General features: G+C 71.6%; 15 protein-coding genes. 2 read left to right on the top strand and 13 right to left on the bottom strand.

Annotated elements, in window-relative coordinates; all coding sequences use genetic code 11:
• The first annotated feature begins 19 nt into the window (after positions 1-19).
• Positions 20-3376: a BTAD domain-containing putative transcriptional regulator gene (locus tag ACFSDF_RS14520; RefSeq protein ID WP_377157993.1), complete on the top strand. Its 3357-nt coding sequence runs from the start codon at positions 20-22 to the stop codon at positions 3374-3376.
• Positions 3377-3397: 21 nt separating this feature from the next.
• Here the strand turns inward: ACFSDF_RS14520 and ACFSDF_RS14515 are convergent, their stop codons facing one another.
• The 5 genes from ACFSDF_RS14515 to ACFSDF_RS14495 form a co-directional block, all read right to left on the bottom strand.
• Entirely contained in the window at positions 3398-3724 is a 327-nt protein-coding gene (locus ACFSDF_RS14515) for a hypothetical protein (RefSeq protein WP_167251769.1), read from the bottom strand.
• Positions 3721-5901 (bottom strand): MMPL family transporter, encoded by a 2181-nt coding sequence (locus tag ACFSDF_RS14510; protein ID WP_377157991.1) that lies wholly within the window; start codon positions 5899-5901, stop codon positions 3721-3723. The genes ACFSDF_RS14515 and ACFSDF_RS14510 overlap by 4 nt, the downstream gene beginning before the upstream one ends.
• Positions 5902-6064: 163 nt before the next feature.
• On the bottom strand, positions 6065-7294 hold the full coding sequence (locus tag ACFSDF_RS14505) for a sugar ABC transporter permease (RefSeq protein WP_167009157.1): 1230 nt from the start codon (positions 7292-7294) through the stop codon (positions 6065-6067).
• A complete protein-coding gene (locus ACFSDF_RS14500) occupies positions 7291-8175 on the bottom strand; it encodes an ATP-binding cassette domain-containing protein (protein ID WP_167009153.1) in 885 nt (294 codons plus the stop codon). Before ACFSDF_RS14500 ends, ACFSDF_RS14505 begins: the two co-directional genes overlap by 4 nt.
• An 84-nt stretch (positions 8176-8259) precedes the next feature.
• A complete protein-coding gene (locus ACFSDF_RS14495; RefSeq protein WP_167009150.1) occupies positions 8260-9324 on the bottom strand; it encodes a sugar ABC transporter substrate-binding protein in 1065 nt (354 codons plus the stop codon).
• A 173-nt stretch (positions 9325-9497) separates the two neighbouring features.
• Here ACFSDF_RS14495 and ACFSDF_RS14490 point away from each other — a divergent pair, with 173 nt between their 5' ends.
• Positions 9498-10634, top strand: a complete 1137-nt coding sequence (locus tag ACFSDF_RS14490) for an ROK family transcriptional regulator (RefSeq protein WP_377157988.1) — start codon at positions 9498-9500, stop codon at positions 10632-10634.
• A 42-nt stretch (positions 10635-10676) separates the two neighbouring features.
• Here ACFSDF_RS14490 and ACFSDF_RS14485 read toward each other — a convergent pair whose 3' ends face one another.
• The 8 genes from ACFSDF_RS14485 to argB are packed head-to-tail and all read right to left on the bottom strand — an operon-like array spanning position 10677 to position 18177.
• Positions 10677-11366 (bottom strand): DsbA family protein, encoded by a 690-nt coding sequence (locus tag ACFSDF_RS14485; protein ID WP_167251771.1) that lies wholly within the window; start codon positions 11364-11366, stop codon positions 10677-10679.
• Positions 11367-11373: 7 nt separating this feature from the next.
• A complete protein-coding gene (locus ACFSDF_RS14480; protein ID WP_377157986.1) occupies positions 11374-11955 on the bottom strand; it encodes a DNA-3-methyladenine glycosylase in 582 nt (193 codons plus the stop codon).
• A gap of 18 nt (positions 11956-11973) precedes the next feature.
• Entirely contained in the window at positions 11974-13404 is a 1431-nt protein-coding gene (gene argH, locus ACFSDF_RS14475; RefSeq protein ID WP_182397166.1) for an argininosuccinate lyase, read from the bottom strand.
• Between the two features lie 2 nt (positions 13405-13406).
• Positions 13407-14612: an argininosuccinate synthase gene (locus ACFSDF_RS14470; RefSeq protein ID WP_377157984.1), complete on the bottom strand. Its 1206-nt coding sequence runs from the start codon at positions 14610-14612 to the stop codon at positions 13407-13409.
• A 34-nt stretch (positions 14613-14646) separates the two neighbouring features.
• Positions 14647-15192: an arginine repressor gene (locus ACFSDF_RS14465; protein WP_167009136.1), complete on the bottom strand. Its 546-nt coding sequence runs from the start codon at positions 15190-15192 to the stop codon at positions 14647-14649.
• A complete protein-coding gene (gene argF, locus ACFSDF_RS14460) occupies positions 15189-16127 on the bottom strand; it encodes an ornithine carbamoyltransferase (protein ID WP_167009133.1) in 939 nt (312 codons plus the stop codon). The genes ACFSDF_RS14465 and argF overlap by 4 nt, the downstream gene beginning before the upstream one ends.
• A complete protein-coding gene (locus ACFSDF_RS14455; protein ID WP_167009130.1) occupies positions 16124-17326 on the bottom strand; it encodes an acetylornithine transaminase in 1203 nt (400 codons plus the stop codon). Before ACFSDF_RS14455 ends, argF begins: the two co-directional genes overlap by 4 nt.
• Positions 17323-18177 (bottom strand): acetylglutamate kinase, encoded by an 855-nt coding sequence (gene argB / locus ACFSDF_RS14450; protein ID WP_167009393.1) that lies wholly within the window; start codon positions 18175-18177, stop codon positions 17323-17325. Before argB ends, ACFSDF_RS14455 begins: the two co-directional genes overlap by 4 nt.
• Positions 18178-18243 lie beyond the last annotated feature (66 nt).

The following is an 18243-nucleotide window of genomic DNA, read 5'->3' as shown; positions in this document are numbered from 1 at the left end:
CGCGCCTATGCTCTGAGCCATGTGGCTCGCTGTTCTCGGACCGGTCGAGATGCACGGCGAGCAGGCATCACCGCCGGTCGCGCTCGGCACGCGCAAGCACCGCGTCCTGCTCGCGACCCTTGCGCTCGGCGCCGGGAACGTCCAGAGCGTCGACGTGCTCATCGACTACCTCTGGGGCGACCACCCGCCCGGCGGTGCGCACGGCACGCTGCAGGCGTACGTGTCGGGCCTGCGGCGGGCACTGGCGACGGTGCTGCCGCCCGGCGCGGCGTCGCCGTTGCGGACGGCCGGTGGCGGGTACGTCCTCGACACGGATGCTCTGACGATCGACGCGGCGACCGCGAGCGACCTCATGCAGGGAGCGCACCGCCGGCTCGGACCGCTCGTCCGGCACGCGATCCCGGGCTCAGGGGTGGTGGGGTCGGACGTTCTCCAGCAGGCGGCGGACGGCCTCGACGCCGCGGCTGCCCTGTGGCGTGGGCGCCCGTACGACGAGCTCGGCGAGCACCCCCAGGCCGTCGCCGAGCGGGCGCGCCTCGACGAGCTGCGCCTCCTCGCGCTCGAGGACCGCGCGACCGTACGGCTGGCCCAGGGAGAGCACGCCACGGTCGCCGTCGAGCTGGAGTCGCTCACCGCCCAGCACCCGCTCCGCGAGCGCCTGTGGACACTGCGCGCGGTCGCACTGGCCCGCAGCGGGCGTCAGGCCGACGCGCTGGAGTCGATCCGCGTACTGGCGACCACCCTCGACGACGAGCTCGGCCTCCAGCCCGGCACGCAGGTCCAAGAGGCGCAGACGGCGATCCTGCGGCAGGACCCCGCGATCACGTGGTCGGAGGAGGCGCCGCCACCGGCACCCGCGCCGGCCAACCCCGTACCGGCTCGTCCTCGGTCGCGCCCCCAGCCACGACTCCCCCGGCTCCCCGCCTGGCCGATGGTCGGACGCGACCGCGAGCTCACGCTGCTCCTCGACCGGCTCGAGGCCGCCGACGCAGGCGAGCCGCAGTTCGCGTGCGTCGCCGGCGAGCCAGGGATCGGCAAGTCCCGCCTGGTCGCCGAGGTGCTCGCCCGGGCGCGCGAGCGCGGCGCCCGCGTCCTCGTCGGCCGCTGCTCCCAAGACAGCGGTGCTCCCCCACTGTGGCCGTGGGAGTCGATCCTGGACGGGCTCGGTGGCGCCGTGCCGACCTCGATGGGCGCCGACCCCGACAGCGAGCGCTTCGCCGCGTGGGACCGCATCTGCCGCCAGGTGCTCGACGCCGCGAGCGAACGCCCCCTCGTCGTCGCGCTGGACGACCTCCAGTGGGCGGATCCGTCCTCGCTGGGAGTCCTGCGCCACCTCTGCGCGGTGGCCCACGAGTCACGCCTCCTCCTCCTCGTCACCATGCGGACCCACCCCGAACCCAGCGGGCCGGTCGCAGAGACACTCGAGGCCCTCGCCCGTCGCCACGCGGCCTCGGTGGCGCTGAGTGGCCTGTCGGCGCCGGAGACCGCCGAGGTCCTCGCCGCGGTCTCGGCACAACCCGTCGCTCCCGCGGCGGCGGAGGCGATGCGCGAGCGTACGGAGGGCAACCCGTTCTTCGTCGTCGAGTACGCGCGGCTCCTCGGCGAGGCGGGAGGCGACGTGGAGCTCGAGCCGCCCACCGCCGTCGCCGACGTCGTACGACGCCGCCTGTCGGCGGTCCCCGAGAGCACGCTCGACGTCCTACGGCACGCCGCGGTCGTCGGGAGGCGCTTCGACCTCGCCACCGTGATGAGCAGCACCGGGCTCAGCGATCTCGCGGTCCTCGACCAGCTCGAGCCGGCGACGGCGGCAGGGATGCTCCGAGACGAGGGGGACGACCGGTTCCGGTTCGCTCATGCACTCGTCCGGGATGCGGTGTACGCGACGCTGTCGCCCTCGCGTCGTCAGCGGATGCACGCCCGGATCGCCGAGGCGCTCGGCGACGACCGGCGTGCGTCGAGCCGGGTCGCGGAGATCGCGCGCCACTGGGCGGACGCGGGCGAGGACCACGCCGCACAGGCCTGGACCTCGGCATACCGAGCAGCGCTCGCGGCGCAGCGGCGCCACGGCCACGACGAGGGGGCCGAGCTGCTGCACCTAGCGCTGACCCGCATCGACCTCGACCCCGACGCCACCCCTGCCGACCGGTACGAGCTGCTTCTCGCGCTGGCCGACGCCGCTCGCTGGGCGGCACGCTGGGACGAGCTCACCGACGCCGTCGAGGAGGCGATCGCGGTCGCCGACGAGATCGGCGACCCCGAGCTCCTGGCCCGTGCCGCGGTCGCGACGACGCGCGGCGCGCTGTGGCAGAGCCGCCCGTCCGGAGAGACGAAGGAGACCGTCGTCGGAGCACAGCGGCGGGCGCTGGCCGCGCTGCCGCCCGGCGACTCGGCGCTGCGCTGCACGCTGCTGATCGGCCTGGCCAACGAGCTGTACTACACCGCCACCGAGGCGGAGTGCCAGCTCCTGGTCGCCGAGGGGCTCGACATGGCACGGCGCCTCGGCGACGACGCGCTGGTCATGGAGATGTGCTCCGCGGCGTTCCTCGCGGTCTGGCACCCCTGGACCGCCGAGCAGCGTCTCGCGCTGGCCGACGAGGCGGTCGCGCTCGCCGGCCGCCTCGGCGATGCCCGCGCGGAGACGATGGCGCTCGCGCAGCGGGCCGCCGTGCACAGCGAGCTCGGCAACGTCGAGGACCTCGAACGCGACCTGGCAGAGGCGCGCGGACTCGCGGACGCGCTCCAGCTGACGTATGCCCAGTGGTTCCTCGACTGCATGCGGCTCCCCTGGCTGGCGATGCGCGGCGAGCTCGACGCCGCCCGTACGACGATGGCCGACCTCATGACGGTGATCGACACGATCGCCGTCCCGCACAAGCACGACGCAGTCGGCGGCCTGATGCTGGTGCTCGGGATCTGGGGCGGGCTCGACGAGAAGGAAGACGCCGGGCTCGGACAGCTCGTCGCCGCTGCTCGCGTGCCGATCCACATGGCGGCCACCGGCATCCTCGTCCGGCTCGGCCGGCTTGACGAGGCACGGGCGATGTACGAGGAGTCGCAGCCGTCGCTCGACGACGACAGCTGGATCGCGCCGCTCATCTGGGGTTTCGGTGCGGAGGTCGCCCTCGCGCTGGGTGAGCGCGACCTCGCTGCGGCGGCGTACGGGCGGCTCGCCCCGCTGCGTGGTGGCGTCCTGAGCGCGGGGTCGACGATCGCGATGGGACCGGTGGACGCCTTCCTCGCCCTGGCTGCGGCCGCTAACGACAACCTCGAGCTCGCGACGCTGCACGCGGACGACGCCGTACGGCTGATGCGGGAATGGCGGATCCCGCTGGCCGAGGAGTGGCTCCAAGGTCAGCGGGATCTGCACGGGTTCTGAGCGGGCCCGAACCCGCCCGGCTCAGCGCCGCTCGGTGCCGGCGTCCGCGACCAGCCGATCGAGCTGCCGCTTGGTCTGCGCGAGCCTGACCACCACGGCGGCCCGGACGTCGCGGTCTCCGCTGTGGGCCATCCATGCGAGCCCGTCACCGCACACGGTCATCGTCTCCGCGAGGGCGGCCATCTCCAGGCCGGGGTCCGGCACAGGTGGCCGTTCGGCCGCGAGCCGGTGCCAGCGCCGGTGCAACCGTGCCCAGCCTCGCCGGTCCTCGACAGGGATTCCCACCGCGGCGTCGATCACCGCCGCCACCTCACGCTGGTACGCGCGGTCGAGCGTCGTCGTGCTCATGCCGAGACCCCCTCATGCTCGTCCGCGCTCCCGGGCGGCCCCACCGGCCCAGCCGCCACGGGCACCGCGCCCGCGTCCGCGTCCAGCTCGGCCCGCACGTGCGGGAGTCGACGGTCGATCCACGCGGGAAGCCACCAGTTCCAGTGGCCGAGCATCGTCATCGTCGCGGGGACGAGGACCAGCCGGACGAGCGTCGCGTCGAGCGCGACGGCGACGGCCATCCCGAGCCCGAGCATCTTGACCGTGACGTCGCCCTCCGTCGCGAACCCGAGGAAGACGGCCACCATGATCGCCGCCGCGCTCGAGATCACGCGTGCGCTGGACGCGAGGCCCGAGACGACGGACCCGCGGGCGTCGCCCGTACGGAGCCAGCCCTCGCGGATCCGCGACAGCAAGAACACCTCGTAGTCCATCGACAGCCCGAACAGGATCGCGAACATCAAGATCGGAACCCAGCTCGAGACAGGGACGGCATGGTCCATCCCGAGCAGGGACGAGCCCCAGCCGTGCTGGAACACCAGGGTCACGACCCCGTACGCGGCCCCGATCGACAGCAGGTTCATGAATGCCGCCTTGATCGGGACGACCACCGAGCGGAACATCATCGCCAGCAGCAGCATCGACACGAGCACCACGAAGCCGACGACGAGCCAGATGCGCTCGGACAACATCGTCGAGATGTCGGTCAAGATCGCCGTGCTGCCGGTGAGCTGGACGCCGTCTGGCAGCGTGTCGGCCCGCAGCGACGTGATCAGGTCGGTCGTGCGCTCGTCCTGCGGCCCGAAGGCGGGCTGGGCGTCGAACACCGTGATCGCCCCGTCCGACGACGTGGCCGCGGGACCGACCGACGCGATGCGCGGGTCGTCGGCGAGGTCCTCGCGCAGCCGCTCGGTCTGGGCCGGGTCGACGGTGTCTGTGTCGCCGACGAACGTCAGCGGCCCGTTGGCGCCGTGGCCGTACTCGGCCGCGACCAGGTCGTACGCCTGCCGGGTCGTGAACGACGCCGGGTCGGCGCTGGCGTCCTGCGGGAACGTCCGCATGCCCAGCGCCGGCGCGGCGAGCGCCACGAGCACGGCGAGGGCGGCGAGTGCCCACGGCAGCGGGCGCGCCCCGACCCGGCGCGCCCAGCGGCCGGTGAGGGTGGAACGGGCGGCCTGGTCGGCGCTGTCCTCGTACAGGCGTCCGCGGTGCTTGCGGGCGACGAGCCGGTGGCCCGCAAGGCCGCAGAACGCGGGGACGAGCGTCAGCGCAGCCGCCATCACCGACGCCACGGCGATCGCGGTCGCGGCCCCGAACGCCGAGTACGTCGGCAGTCCGGCGAGGCCGAGACCCATCAGCGAGACCAGCACGGTCAGTCCGGCGAAGACCACCGAGCGACCGGCGGTCGCGACGGCGTGCCCGGCGGCATCGACCTTCGACTGGCCGCCGCGCAGCTGTTCGACGAAGCGCGTGACCAGCAGCAACGCGTAATCGATGCCGACTCCCAGACCCACCATCGTCGCGACGGTCGGGGCGGTCGAGCTGACGTCGGTGGTCGCCGCGAGGAGCGTCACGCCCGCACTGCCGATCGCGAGCCCGACGAGCGCCACCATGATCGGCAGGCCGGCTGCCACGACCGAGCCGAAGGTCAGGACGAGGATGACGAGGGCCACGCCCACGCCGATCATCTCGCCGCGCCCGCTCATCTCCATCGCGGACCCCGGCACCTCTCCGCCGTACTGGACCTCGACGTCGTCGAGGTCGGCCGCGGCGACCGCATCCTCGAGCGGCTCGAGCGCCCCCATCACGTCGTTGTCGGTGACCGGGACGTCGTAGCGCAGCGTCAGCAACGCGGTGTCGGCGTCCTCGGACATCTGCGGCGGCGACACCTTTATGACGTGCGGGACGTCGGCGAGCTCGCCGGCGAGCCGGTCGAGGTCGTCGGTCGCGAGCGCGTCGCCGTCCGGGTCGTGCACGGCGACGAGGGCACTCGCTCCACCCGCCTGCGGCATGTGGGCGCGCAGGGCGTCGAGCCCCGCCTGGCCCTCGGCCCCGGGGACGTCCCAGTCGTCCTGGAACGTGCCCCCGGCGCTCGACGCGAACGCGAGCACCCCGACGAGCACGACGAGCCACGCGCTGAGCGTGCGCCACGGGTGTGCCGCGGCCGCTCGGCCGAGGCGGTACAGCTTGCTGGACATCACAAAGCTCCTTAGTCATCCATCTGGACGGAAAGGAGCCTTGCGCGGGCGGCTTGGGAATCGCTTGGGAACGGCTTGGGGTGGCGGCGCTAGCGCTGTGTCCGGCGCATCACGGCAGGCGTCGGTGCCCAAGCGTCCACCAACGCCCGCGCCGTACGAACAGCTAGGCCGTACCGCTGCTGCGCCTGGCCCGGCGCGACAGCGAGTCGATCGTCACGGCGAGCAGCAGGACCGCGCCCGTCACGATGTAGCGCACCTCGGCCTCGACCCCGATGAGGTTGAGACCGCTCGTGATCGACTGGAGCACGAGCATGCCGAACAGCGCCGCGTACGCCGAGCCGCGCCCGCCGAACAGGCTCGTCCCGCCGATGACCGCGGCCGCGATCGCCATCAGGTTGGTGTCGGTGCCGCCGCTGGACTGCGCGACAGACTGCAGGCGTCCCGCGGCGAGGATGCCGCCGAGCACCGCGAACGTCGAGCACGCCGCGAACACCGTGATGTAGACCTTGTTCACCGCGACGCCCGCGCGCCGCGACGCCTCCTCGTTGCCGCCGACCGCGAAGACCGAGCGGCCGAACCGCGTCCTGCGCAAGATCAGGTCGACCGCCACGATCGTCGCCACCCAGAACAGCGGCATGTAGCCGACACCGCGGTCCTGGTTGAGGTACCAGGCGCCGAACAACAGCGCCGCCACCATCAGCACCGCCCGGACCACCGCGCCCTGGAAGGAGGGCGCGGAGAGGTTCGCGGCGCGACGGCGCTGGATCGTCCGCAGGCGGGTGCCGAGGTAGACCAGACCGATGACGACCGCGAGACCGTACGAGACCGGCTCGGACAGGAACTTGAAGTTGGCGAACTCGATGAGCCACGAGTCGACCGGCAGGTTCACCGTGCCGCGGCTGCCGAGGACCCACAGCTGGACTCCGAGGAACGCGAGCAGGCCGGCCAGGGTGATGACGAAGCTCGGGACCCCGAACTGCGTGAAGAGCAGCCCGTAGAACGTGCCGATCGCCACGCCCGCGGCGAGCGCCAGCAGGATCGACGGGAGCAGCGGCCAGCCCTGGTAGACAAGCATGACCGCGAGGATCGACCCGCCGACACCGCTGACCGAGCCGACCGACAGGTCGATCTCGCCGAGGAGCAGCACGAGCACGATCCCGAGCGAGATCATGCCGATCGTCGCGGAGTCGAGGCTCAGGTTGACCAGGTTGCGCGAGGACAGGAAGCGCTCGTTCTGGAGGAAGAAGATCACCCAGATCGCGAGGAGCCCGATGATGACCGGTGCCATCCCGAGGTCCCCCGAGCGGATGCGGCGACCGAAGGCCCTCAGCGTCGCGCGCGGCGAGTCCGTGCCGACGAGGCGTTCGTCGCTCTTGTCGTACGTGGTGGTCATGCGTCGCGCTCCTCGTCCGAGTCGGGGGTGGCGGCATCGGTGGCACCGGAGCCGCCGTCGGGCAGGACGGCGAACGGATCGATGTCCTCCGGGGTGATCGGGGTCCCCGTACGGTCGCGGGCGGCGCGCTCGGCGACGACGTTGTCCGAGGCACCGGTGATTGCGGCCACGAGCTGCTCCGTCGTGACGTCGGCGATCTCGAACTCTGCCCCGTTGCGCCCGAGCCGAAGGACGTAGATCCGGTCGGCGACGGCCTGCACGTCCGCCATGTTGTGGCTGATGAGGATCACGCCAAGGCCCCGTGTGCGCAGCCTCTCGATGAGGTTGAGGGCCTCTGCGGTCTGCGCGACGCCCAGGGCAGCGGTCGGCTCGTCGAGCATCACGACCTTGGGGTCGCCCACGAGGCTGCGTGCGATCGCGACGGTCTGGCGCTGGCCGCCCGACAGCGACGCGATGGGGATGCGGACGGACGGGATCTTTGCGGAGAGCTGTTGGAGCAGCTCCCAGGAGTGGCGTTCCATCTCCACCTCGTCCAGGACACCGGCGCTGGTGCGCTCGTGGCCTAGGAAGAGGTTGGCGACGACGTCGAGGTTGTCGCAGAGCGCGAGGTCCTGGAAGACCGTCGCGACGCCGAGCGCCTGCGCGGCCTTCGGACCGGGGATCGACACGGGGCGGCCGTCGAAGATGATCTCGCCGCCGTCGGGCTGATAGACGCCGGACATGATCTTGACGAGGGTCGACTTGCCCGCGCCGTTGTCTCCGACGAGCGCGACCACTTCGCCGGGTCGTACGTCGATCGAGACGTCGCTGAGGGCTTGCACGGCGCCGAAGCGCTTGTCGATGCCGCGCAGCGAGAGGATCGGCTGGCTGCCGTCGTTCATGATGTCCTTCGCTGGTGGGTGAACGTGGGCGATCCGGGTGGCCACGATGCGACGTGGCCACCCGGACCCGGGGTGTGGGGTGGATCAGCTGAGGCCTGCGGCTGCGCACGCGTCGGCGTACTCGGCAGTGCAGATGTCCTCGACCGTGTAGAAACCGTCCGCCACGACGGTGTCCTTGACGTTGTCCTGCGTGACGACCACCGGGTCGAAGATGAACGACTTGACGCCCTGGAAGTCGGTCGTCTCGCCCACGTCGTCGCCGTTGACGATCGCGACGGCAACCTCGGCAGCCTTTTCGGCCTCTGTCTTGATCGACTTGTAGATCGTCATGTACTGGTCGCCGGCCACGATGCGCTGGATCGCGGCGAGCTCGGCGTCCTGGCCTGTCACCGGCGGGAACTTCGTCAGCCCGTCGGCGCGCAGTGCGGCGATGACGCCGCCTGCCTGCCCGTCGTTGGCGGCGTACACGCCGGCGAGCGACGCAGCATCGGTGTTGTTGAGCTGCGACGTGACGAACTTCTGCGCGTTGTCCGGGCTCCAGTCCGGGTTGTCGAACTCAGCGACCACGTTGAGGCCGCTGGCGTCGATCGCCTTGTGCGCGCCCGCCTTGAACTGGGCAGCGTTCGGATCGGTCGGCGCACCGTTGAGCATGAGGATGTCACCGGTGCCACCGGTCGCCTCGACGAGCGCCTCGCCCTGGAGCTCGCCGACCCGCTCGTTGTCGAACGACAGGTAGTAGTCGGCGCCCTCGATGAAGCGGTCGTACGCGACGACAGGGACGTCGGAGGACTGGGCCGACTTCACGATGCCGACGGCGGCCTCGCTGTCGACCGGGTCGAGCACCAGCACGGCCGCGCCGTCGGTGATCGCCGACTCCGCCTGCTGCTGCTGCTTCGACGCGTCCTGGTCGGCGTTGAGGTACTTGACGTCGCAGTCGTCGCACAGCTCCTTGACCTTGGCCTCGAAGAGCGGCTTGTCGAAGGCCTCGTACCGGGTGGTCTTGGTCTCGGGGAGCAGCAGGGCGATCGTCTTGCTGTCGCTGCCGCCGCCTCCGCCATCACTGTCATCGTCCCCGCCGCAGGCGCCCAGTGCGGCCGTGAGGATCACGACCGACGCCGCCCCTACAGCGGTGCGCGCAAACTTCTTCACTGTTCCTCCCCAGGAGTTTGTGACGTGGCACACATGGCCACGCCTATTCGCCGCAAGTCTTCGGTCGCGCGGCTAAATCGTCAAGTCGTGAACGATAGAGCGTTGCCAAACCGCAACATTGCTTTGAAATGTTCACCTCTTGACGATTCTAGGGAGCGGGCTAGGTTATGGCCATGCCCCCTCGGTCCGGATCGACCTCTGCGCTGCGCTCGGCCAACCTCGACCGCGTCGTTGACCGCCTGCGCGCCGTCGACGAGCTCAGCCAGGCCGAGATCGCCCGTCAGACCGCGCTCGCGCCTGCCACGGTCTCCAACATCGTGCGCCACCTCGTCGCGATCGGCCTCGTCGAGACGACAGGGACGGTCGGGCGGCGCGGATCGACCGTCCGGATCTCACGCGAGGCCGGGCTCGTCGCAGGGTTCGACTTCGGCCACTCCCACCTCCAGGTGGCCCTCGGCGACCTGGCCGGCAGGCTCGTCGCCTCGTCGCAGTGCCCGCTCGACAACGACCACGCGTACGCCGACGGGCTCGCACTCGCCTCGACGATGCTCGCCGAGCTCCTCGACGGCCTCGGCGAGGACGCGAAGCGGGTCCACGCCGCGGGTGTCGGGCTGCCCGCACCCATCAGCCGTGACGGTCGGATCACGGCCGGGTCGATCCTCCCGGGGTGGGTGGGGGTGACGGCGTCCGAGGTCGCGTCCGAAGAGTTCGGCGTCCCCGCCGTCGTCGACAACGACGCCAACCTCGGCGCGCTGGCCGAGATGCGCACGGATCCTCGCGTCACGACGCTCGCCTACCTGAAGGTGTCCTCCGGGATCGGCTGCGGCCTCGTCCTCGACGGCCGGGTCTACCGCGGCGGGCTCGGCACGGCGGGCGAGCTCGGACACATCACGCTCGACGAGTCAGGTCCGCTGTGCCGGTGCGGGAGCCGCGGATGCCTCGAGGCGTACGCGGGAGGCTCGGGGCTGGTCGAGCAGCTTGCCGGCCGGCTCCCCGACCTCACGGTCCACGAGCTCGTGGAGATCGCGGCCGCGGGCGATGCCGGTGCTCGTCGCCTGCTCGAAGACGCAGGGCGTGCGCTCGGACAGGGTTCGGCGATCGTGGCCAACCTCCTGAGCCCCGAGCGCATCGTGATCGGCGGCGACCTGGCCTGCGAGATCGTCGTCGACGGCATCCGCGACGGGCTGCGCCGACACGCGGTCGACGGCTTGCGCGGCGGGGTGGACGTGTCGCTCTCGACGCTCGGCGACCAGGCGTCGGTCGTGGGCGCGCTCCTGATCGCCCTCGACGCTGTGGCGCTGCCGGGCTGACCGTGACGGTCACCGGTGAGCTGGCACAACGGGGAGGACAGCTCAGACGACGGCGGAGCCGCTGCCCAGCGCAGCGACCAGGTCCTCGGCCGTGGGCACGCCCTCGAACTCGCGCCCACCGACGATGACGGTCGGCGTCGCGCTGATCTTGCCGAGCGCGTTCTTGGACAGCGACGCGACGAGGTCTGCGTGAGACTCCCCTGTCACGCACGACTCGATGGAGGCACCTGCGTCGTCTCCGAGCGCGACGAGGGCCGCGTCGGTCAGCACCCCGCCGACCGGCTGGTTCTCGAGGAGCTCGTGGACGTAGGTGGCGTACGCGGCGGGGCCGGCATCGGTGGCCGCGCACAGCGCGGCGTTGACCGCCCGCGCCGACGAGCGCTCCGTCGTGCCGTTGTCGAGGAACGAGACGAGACGGTACTCGAGCGTGATCTGCCCACCCTCCAGGCGCTCTTGGAGCATCGACCCGTGCTCGGCGTCGAAGGCCTTGCAGTGCGGACACAGCGGCTCGACGTAGACGACGACGGGGATCGGGTCGGACGCCTCCGCGGCCTCGGTGTCGAGGTCGTCCGACGACACCACCACTCCCCCGTCGACGGTCAGCCCGGGCACCTCCGTCGCGGCGCCTGACCGCGAGCCTCCGACGGCCAGGTCGGCGGCGCTGCCGCACGAGGTGACCAGGAACAGGCACAGGACGAGTGTCACGACTCGTACGAGGGGGGCACGCCGCATCCCGACATCATCCCAGAGGCTCGGGCGCCGCCGCCCGTGGACTGCGTCGGTACGCCGAGACGGTCGGGTCACCGGTCAGCCAGAACCGCCACGGGACGTCGGCCGCCTGGGAGACGCCGACCCTCGGCCCCGCGCTGATCGCCTCCGCGAGGACGTCGGGGCGCCGCAGGACGACCTCCGGCCCGGTCAGCGACGACCCGTTGTGCGCGAGGGCGAGACCGAGCGCCTGAGTGAGGTTGGCAGGCCCGCGGGCGAGCCGGACGTCCGGCACCTGCCCCCTGCGTGAGCGGGCGACGTCGACCTCCCGGACGACCTCGCCCGCCCGCAGAAGCACCGCCGACGCGTCGCCCTCACGGCCGACCACGACGTTGGCGCAGTAGTGCATGCCGTACGAGAGGTACACGTACAGCACCTCGGGCGGCCCGAACATGATCGCGCTGCGCGGCGTCGGGCCGCGGAAGGCGTGCGAGGCGGGATCGTCGGTCCCGCCGTACGCCTCCACCTCGGTGATCCGCACGGTGACGTCGCCGTGCGTCAGCATCGCCCCGAGCAGCCTGCGCGCGTGCGTCTCGACCGTGAGCGTGTCCACGGCGCCCAGTCTGCCCGCTCAGTCTGCCCGGCCCAGGCGGGCCCGCAGCTCGGCGAGCTGCTCGGCCACCCGTACGGGCGCCGTGCCGCCGCGGGCATCGCGCGAACCGATCGAACCCTCGACGCTGAGCACCTCGCGCACCGCGGGCGTGAGGTGCGGCGAGATCGACGCGAGCTCGTCGTCGGTGAGGTCCCACAGCTCCTTGTCCTGGCCCTCCGCGACGCGGACGCACGCGCCGGAGATCTCGTGCGCGTCGCGGAACGGCACGCCTTCGCGCACGAGCCACTCGGCGATGTCGGTCGCCAGCGCGAACCCCTGCGGTGCCAGCGACTCCAGCCGTTCGGTGTGGAACGTCAGCGTGGCGATCATGCCGGTGAACGCCGGCAGCAGGACCTCGAGCGTGTCGACGGAGTCGAACACCGGCTCCTTGTCCTCCTGCAGGTCACGGTTGTAGGCCAGCGGGAGCGCCTTCAGCGTCGCCATGAGCCCGGTCAGGTTGCCGATCACCCGCCCGGCCTTGCCGCGGGCGAGCTCGGCGATGTCCGGGTTCTTCTTCTGCGGCATGATGCTCGAGCCGGTGGAGTAGCCGTCGTGGAGCGTGACGAATCCGAACTCCTTGGTGTTCCAGAGGATGATCTCCTCGGCGATCCTCGAGAGGTCGACACCGATCATCGCCGTGACGAACGCGAACTCCGCCACGTAGTCGCGCGACGCCGTCCCGTCGATGGAGTTCGGAGCCGATCCGGTGAACCCGAGGTCGGCCGCGACCTGCTCGGGGTCGAGCCCGAGCGACGACCCGGCGAGCGCGCCCGACCCGTACGGCGACTCTGCCGCGACCCGCGCGTCCCAGTCAGCGAGCCGGTCAAGGTCACGCACGAGCGGCCACGCATGGGCAAGCAGGTGGTGGCTCAGCAGCACCGGCTGCGCGTGCTGCAGGTGGGTGCGCCCCGGCATCGCGACGCCCAGGTGCTTGTCTGCCTGGTCGGCCAACGCCACGACCAGACCGCGCACCAGGCGGCCGATCTCGGCGGCGTGGTCGCGCAGGTAGGTCCGGCCCAGGGTCGCGATCTGGTCGTTGCGCGAACGTCCGGCGCGCAACCGTCCGCCCAGCTCAGCACCGAGCCGCTCGACGAGGCCACGCTCGAGGGCGGTGTGGACGTCCTCGTCACCCGGGTCCGGGGTGAACGCACCGGAGGCCACGTCGGCCTCCAGCGCGTCGATGCCGGCGAGCAGCGCCGTCAGGTCGTCCTCGGTCAGGAGGCCGGCTCGACCGAGCACGCGCGCGTGGGCACGCGAGCCCGCGAGGTCGTACGGGGCCAGACGCCAGTCGAAGTGCGTCGAGCGCGACAACGCCTCGAGCTCGGGCGAGGGGCCGGACGCGAACCGGCCTCCCCACAGCGCCGTGCGCTCGCCCTCCGTACCAGTGGTCTCGTGCTGCTCGCCAGCCACGCTCACTCCCCTGCCAGGGACTGGTCGCGCTTGTTCGCCAGCGTGCTCGACATGCCGAAGATCTCGATGAAGCCCTTCGCCATGCTCTGGTCGAACGTGTCGCCCTCGTCGTACGTCGCGAGGTTGAAGTCGTACAGGCTGGTCGCCGAGCGACGGCCGGTGACCGTCGCCTTGCCGGCGTGCAGCGTCATCCGCACCTCGCCGGTGACGGACTCCTGCGACTTCGTGATGAACGCGTCGAGGGTCTGCTTCAGCGGCGAGAACCACAGGCCGTCGTACGCCAGCTCGCCCCAGCGCTGGTCGATCCCGCGCTTGAAGCGGGCCAGCTCGCGCTCGACGGTGACGTTCTCCAGCTCCATGTGGGCGGCGATGAGCGCCATCGCGCCCGGCGCCTCGTAGATCTCGCGGCTCTTGATCCCGACGAGACGGTCCTCGACCATGTCGATGCGGCCGACGCCCTGGGCGCCTGCGCGGGCATTGAGCTGCTGGATCGCCTGGAGCATCGTGACGGGCTTACCGTCGATCGCGACCGGGGCGCCCCCCTCGAAGGCGATGACGACCTCGTCGGCGTCACGCTGCTGCGCCGGGTCGGACGTGTAGGAGTAGAGGTCCTCGATCGGGCCGTTCCAGATGTCCTCGAGGAAGCCCGTCTCGACGGCGCGGCCCCAGACGTTCTGGTCGATCGAGTACGGCGACTTTTTGGTCACGTCGATCGGCAGGTCGTGCTCCTCGGCGTACGCGATCGCCTTCTCGCGCGTCCACGCGTAGTCACGGACCGGGGCGATGACCTTGAGCTCGGGGGCGAGCGCCTTCGCGCCGACCTCGAAGCGGACCTGGTCGTTGCCCTTGCCGGTGCAGCCGTGCGAGACGGTCGTCGCGCCGTGGTAGGTCGCGGCCTCGACGAGGTGCTTGACGATCAGCGGGCGCGACAGGGCGGACACCAGCGGGTAGCGGTCCTGGTACAGCGCGTTGGCCCGCACTGCCGGGAGGCAGTAGTCCTCGGCGAACTCGTCCTTGGCGTCGATGACGATCGACTCGACCGCACCGCACTCGAGTGCGCGCTTGCGGACGATGTCCATGTCTTCGCCGTCCTGGCCGACGTCGACGGCCACCGCGATGACCTCGGCACCGGTCTCCTGGCCGAGCCAGCCGATGGCCACCGAGGTGTCCAGGCCGCCTGAGTACGCGAGTACGACCCGTTCGGTCATGTGGTTTCTCCTAGTTCAAACGTGTCGGACATGACTACTTGTCCGAGAGAGCGTGGGTGGTGTCCGAGACCTTCGTGGTCTCGGCGGTGGCGAGAGCCCGGAACTCGTCCGCGACGCCGGGTCCGCCGGTGGGGTCCTTGCAGATGACGAGCACGGTGTCGTCCCCCGCGATCGTCCCGAGGAGGGCGCCCAGTGCCGCGTGGTCGATCGCCGAGGCGAAGAACTGTGCCGCACCGGGCGGTGTTCGGAGGACGACCAGGTTGGCCGACCCCTCTGCCGACACCAGCAGCTCGTTGCAGAGCCGGGCGAGCCGCGCCTGCGCCGAGACCGTCTCCACCGCCGGTCGCGGAGTACGGTCACCGCCCTCCGCAGGCACCGCGTAGACGAGTCCGCCCCCGGGATGGCGTACCCGTACGGCGTCGAGCTCGACCAGGTCGCGCGACAGCGTGGACGGCGTGACCTGCAGCCCGTCGGCGGCAAGGAGGTCGGCGAGGTCGGTCTGCGAACGGACGACGTGGGTGCCGAGCAGCTCGACGATACGCCGTTGCCTCGCCGCCTTCGTCCCCGGGATGGTGCTCACGACGACGCTCCGGCCGCGGCCTCGCGCAGCAGCCACACGAGCAGCGCCTTCTGGGCGTGCAGGCGGTTCTCGGCCTCGTCCCAGACCACGCTCTGCGGGCCGTCGATGACGTCGGCGGCGACCTCGAGACCGCGGTACGCCGGGAGGCAGTGCAGCACGATCGCGTGGTCGGCGGCCTGCGCGAGGAGCTCGGTCGAGATGCCGTACGCCCCGAAGGTCGCGATCCGCTCGGCCTTCTCGTCCTCCTGCCCCATCGAGACCCACGTGTCGGTCGCGAGCACGTCCGCGCCGGCGACCGCCTCCGCCGGGTCGGTGTGGACCGAGACGGAGCCGCCGGTCGTCTCGGCGATGCGCGCGGCGTCGGCGAGCACGTCGGCGCGGGGCGCGTACGAGGCGGGCGCTCCGATGCGGACGTGCATCCCGGCGACGGCACCCGCGAGCAGGTACGAGTGGGCCATGTTGTTGGCCCCGTCACCGAGGTAGGTCAGCGTGAGCCCGGCGAGCCGGCCCTTGTGCGCGCGGATCGTCTGCAGGTCCGCGAGCAGCTGGCACGGGTGGAAGTCGTCGCTCAGCGCGTTGACGACCGGGACGTGGCTGACCGCGGCCATCTCCTCCAGCCCGGACTGGGCGAAGGTGCGCCACACGATCGCCGACACCATGCGCTCCAGCACACCGGTCGTGTCGGCGACAGATTCACCGCGGCCCATCTGGCTGCTGCCGGCGTCGATCACCAGCGGGCTGCCGCCGAGCGCGGCGATGCCGACCGCGAACGACACGCGCGTCCGCGTCGACGCCTTGTCGAAGATCACCGCGACGGTCTGCGGGCCCTCGAGGGGACGCTCGGCGTACGGAGCAGCCTTGAGGACGTCGGCCAGGTCGAGGATCTCGGCCTGCTCGGCGGGCGAGAGGTCGTCGTCACGCAGGAAATGCCTCATGCCTCGATCTCCTGGTCCTCGTTCGCGTAGGTGTCCAGCACGGCGCGGATCACCGCGACGGCCTCGTCGGCCTGATCCTCGGTGAGGATCAGCGGCGGGACGAGCCGCAGCCGGTCGGGTGCGGCGGCGTTGATGACCACGCCCGCGTCGAGCACGGCCAGCTGCACCTGCGGCGCGACAGCATCGGTCAGGCCGATGCCGACGAGGAGGCCGGCCCCTGAGGTGTCAGAGACGAGCGGGTGGTCGGCCAGCCCGTCGCGCAAGCGCTGCCCCACGCGCGTCGCGTTGGCGAGCAGGCCGTCGGCCTCGAGGGTGTCGAGCACCGCCAGGGCCGCCGCCGCCGCGACGGGGTTGCCGCCGAAGGTCGTGCCGTGGTTGCCGGGCTGGAGCAGGTCGGCGGCCGCGCCGACGGCGAGGCAGGCACCGACAGGGATCCCGCCGCCGAGGCCCTTGGCCAGGGTGACGACGTCGGGGACGACGCCGGTCACGGTGTGCGCGAACCACTGGCCCGTACGGCCGATTCCGGTCTGCACCTCGTCGAGCCACAGCAGCGTGCCGTGCGCGGAGGTGATCTCGCGTGCCGCCTGGAGGTAGCCGGCGCCGGGTTCGACCGCGCCGGCCTCGCCTTGGATCGGCTCGAGGACGACGGCGGCCACGGTCTCGTCCACGGCGGCCCGCAGTGCGTCGACATCGCCGTACGGGACGAAGGTGACGTCGCCGGGCAGCGGCTCGAACGGAGTCCGGTAGGCCTCCTTGCTCGTGAGGGCGAGCGCACCCATCGTCCGGCCGTGGAAGCTCCCGGTCGCGGCGACCAGGCGGGTTCTGCCTGTCCGGCGCGTGAGCTTGAGCGCCGCCTCGTTGGCCTCGGTGCCGGAGTTGGTGAAGAAGACCTTGCCGTCGGTGCCGAGCAGAGCTAGCAGCCGCTCCGCGAGCGTGATCTGCGGCTCGGTCGCGAAGAAGTTGGAGACGTGCCCGAGGGTGCCGAGCTGCTCGCCCACGGCCTTGAGCACCGCGGGGTGCGCGTGGCCGAGGGCGTTCACCGCGATGCCGGCGAGCAGGTCGAGGTAGCGCGTGCCGTCGGCGTCCCACACGTACGCCCCCTCGCCGCGCACGAGGACACGCTGAGGCGTGCCGAAGGTGTTCATCAGGGAGCCGGCGTAGCGTGCCTGCCACTCCGGCTGCGCCGTCGCGGCACTCATGCGAGCCTCCTCAGGGCCGTCCGGATCAAGGTCTCGGCCTCGGGGAGCACCTGGGTCCCCACGCCCTCGTCGGTGAAGATCTCGAGCAGCACCGCGTGCGGCTCGCGTCCGTCCACGACGGTCGCCCGCGGCACCCCGCCCCGTACGGCCTTGAGGCACGCGCCCATCTTGGGCACCATGCCGGACGCGAGGCTCGGCATCAGCGCCTCGAGAGCGTCGACGCCGATCTCACCGATGACGTCGTCGCTCTCCGGCCAGTCGCGGTAGAGGCCCTCGACGTCGGTGAGGACCAGCAGCTTCTCGGCACCCAGCGCGACCGCCAGCGCGGCAGCGGCAGTGTCCGCGTTGACGTTGTGGACCTGACCGTCGGCGTCGGGCGCGACCGAGGAGACGACCGGCACACGACCGGCCTCGATGAGGTCGAGCACCGCCTCCGGCCGGACCTCGCTGACCTCGCCGACGAGCCCGAGGTCGACCTCCTCGCCGTCGACGACCGCGTGAGTCGGCACGGCGGTGAAGAGCCCGGCGTCCTCCCCCGACAGCCCGACCGCGACGGGGCCGTGGGCGTTGAGCAGGCCGACGAGCTCACGGCCGACCTGGCCGACGAGCACCATCCGAACGACGTCCATCGCCTCGGGCGTGGTCACCCGCAGGCCGCCGCGGAACTCCGAGGCGATGTCGAGCCGGTCGAGCATCGAGGAGATCTGCGGGCCGCCTCCGTGGACGACGACGGGACGGAACCCTGCGTACCGCAGGAACATGATGTCCTCCGCGAACGCCTTCTTGAGCTCGTCGTCGACCATGGCGTTGCCGCCGTACTTCACGACGATGACCTTGCCGTGGTACTTCATGAGCCACGGCAGCGCGTCGGCGAGGATCGCGGCCTTCTCGGTCTTGCGCTTCCAGTGCGCCGGGAC

Origin of the sequence: Mumia zhuanghuii (assembly GCF_042681565.1) — a bacterium.
GTDB lineage: Bacteria > Actinomycetota > Actinomycetes > Propionibacteriales > Nocardioidaceae > Mumia.
This window is presented reverse-complemented; position numbering and strand designations above follow the sequence as displayed.

What these genes read in the sequence shown, in the direction of transcription:
- ACFSDF_RS14470 (WP_377157984.1), bottom strand. Translation starts at nt 14,612, where the DNA reads ATGACCGAACGGGTCGTACTCGCGTACTCAGGCGGCCTGGACACCTCG.
- ACFSDF_RS14485 (WP_167251771.1), bottom strand. Translation starts at nt 11,366, where the DNA reads ATGCGGCGTGCCCCCCTCGTACGAGTCGTGACACTCGTCCTGTGCCTG.
- ACFSDF_RS14510 (WP_377157991.1), bottom strand. Translation starts at nt 5,901, where the DNA reads ATGTCCAGCAAGCTGTACCGCCTCGGCCGAGCGGCCGCGGCACACCCG.
- argF (WP_167009133.1), bottom strand. Translation starts at nt 16,127, where the DNA reads ATGAGGCATTTCCTGCGTGACGACGACCTCTCGCCCGCCGAGCAGGCC.
- ACFSDF_RS14455 (WP_167009130.1), bottom strand. Translation starts at nt 17,326, where the DNA reads ATGAGTGCCGCGACGGCGCAGCCGGAGTGGCAGGCACGCTACGCCGGC.
- ACFSDF_RS14505 (WP_167009157.1), bottom strand. Translation starts at nt 7,294, where the DNA reads ATGACCACCACGTACGACAAGAGCGACGAACGCCTCGTCGGCACGGAC.
- ACFSDF_RS14500 (WP_167009153.1), bottom strand. Translation starts at nt 8,175, where the DNA reads ATGAACGACGGCAGCCAGCCGATCCTCTCGCTGCGCGGCATCGACAAG.
- ACFSDF_RS14520 (WP_377157993.1), top strand. Translation starts at nt 20, where the DNA reads ATGTGGCTCGCTGTTCTCGGACCGGTCGAGATGCACGGCGAGCAGGCA.
- ACFSDF_RS14490 (WP_377157988.1), top strand. Translation starts at nt 9,498, where the DNA reads ATGCCCCCTCGGTCCGGATCGACCTCTGCGCTGCGCTCGGCCAACCTC.
- ACFSDF_RS14515 (WP_167251769.1), bottom strand. Translation starts at nt 3,724, where the DNA reads ATGAGCACGACGACGCTCGACCGCGCGTACCAGCGTGAGGTGGCGGCG.
- argB (WP_167009393.1), bottom strand. Translation starts at nt 18,177, where the DNA reads ATGAAGTACCACGGCAAGGTCATCGTCGTGAAGTACGGCGGCAACGCC.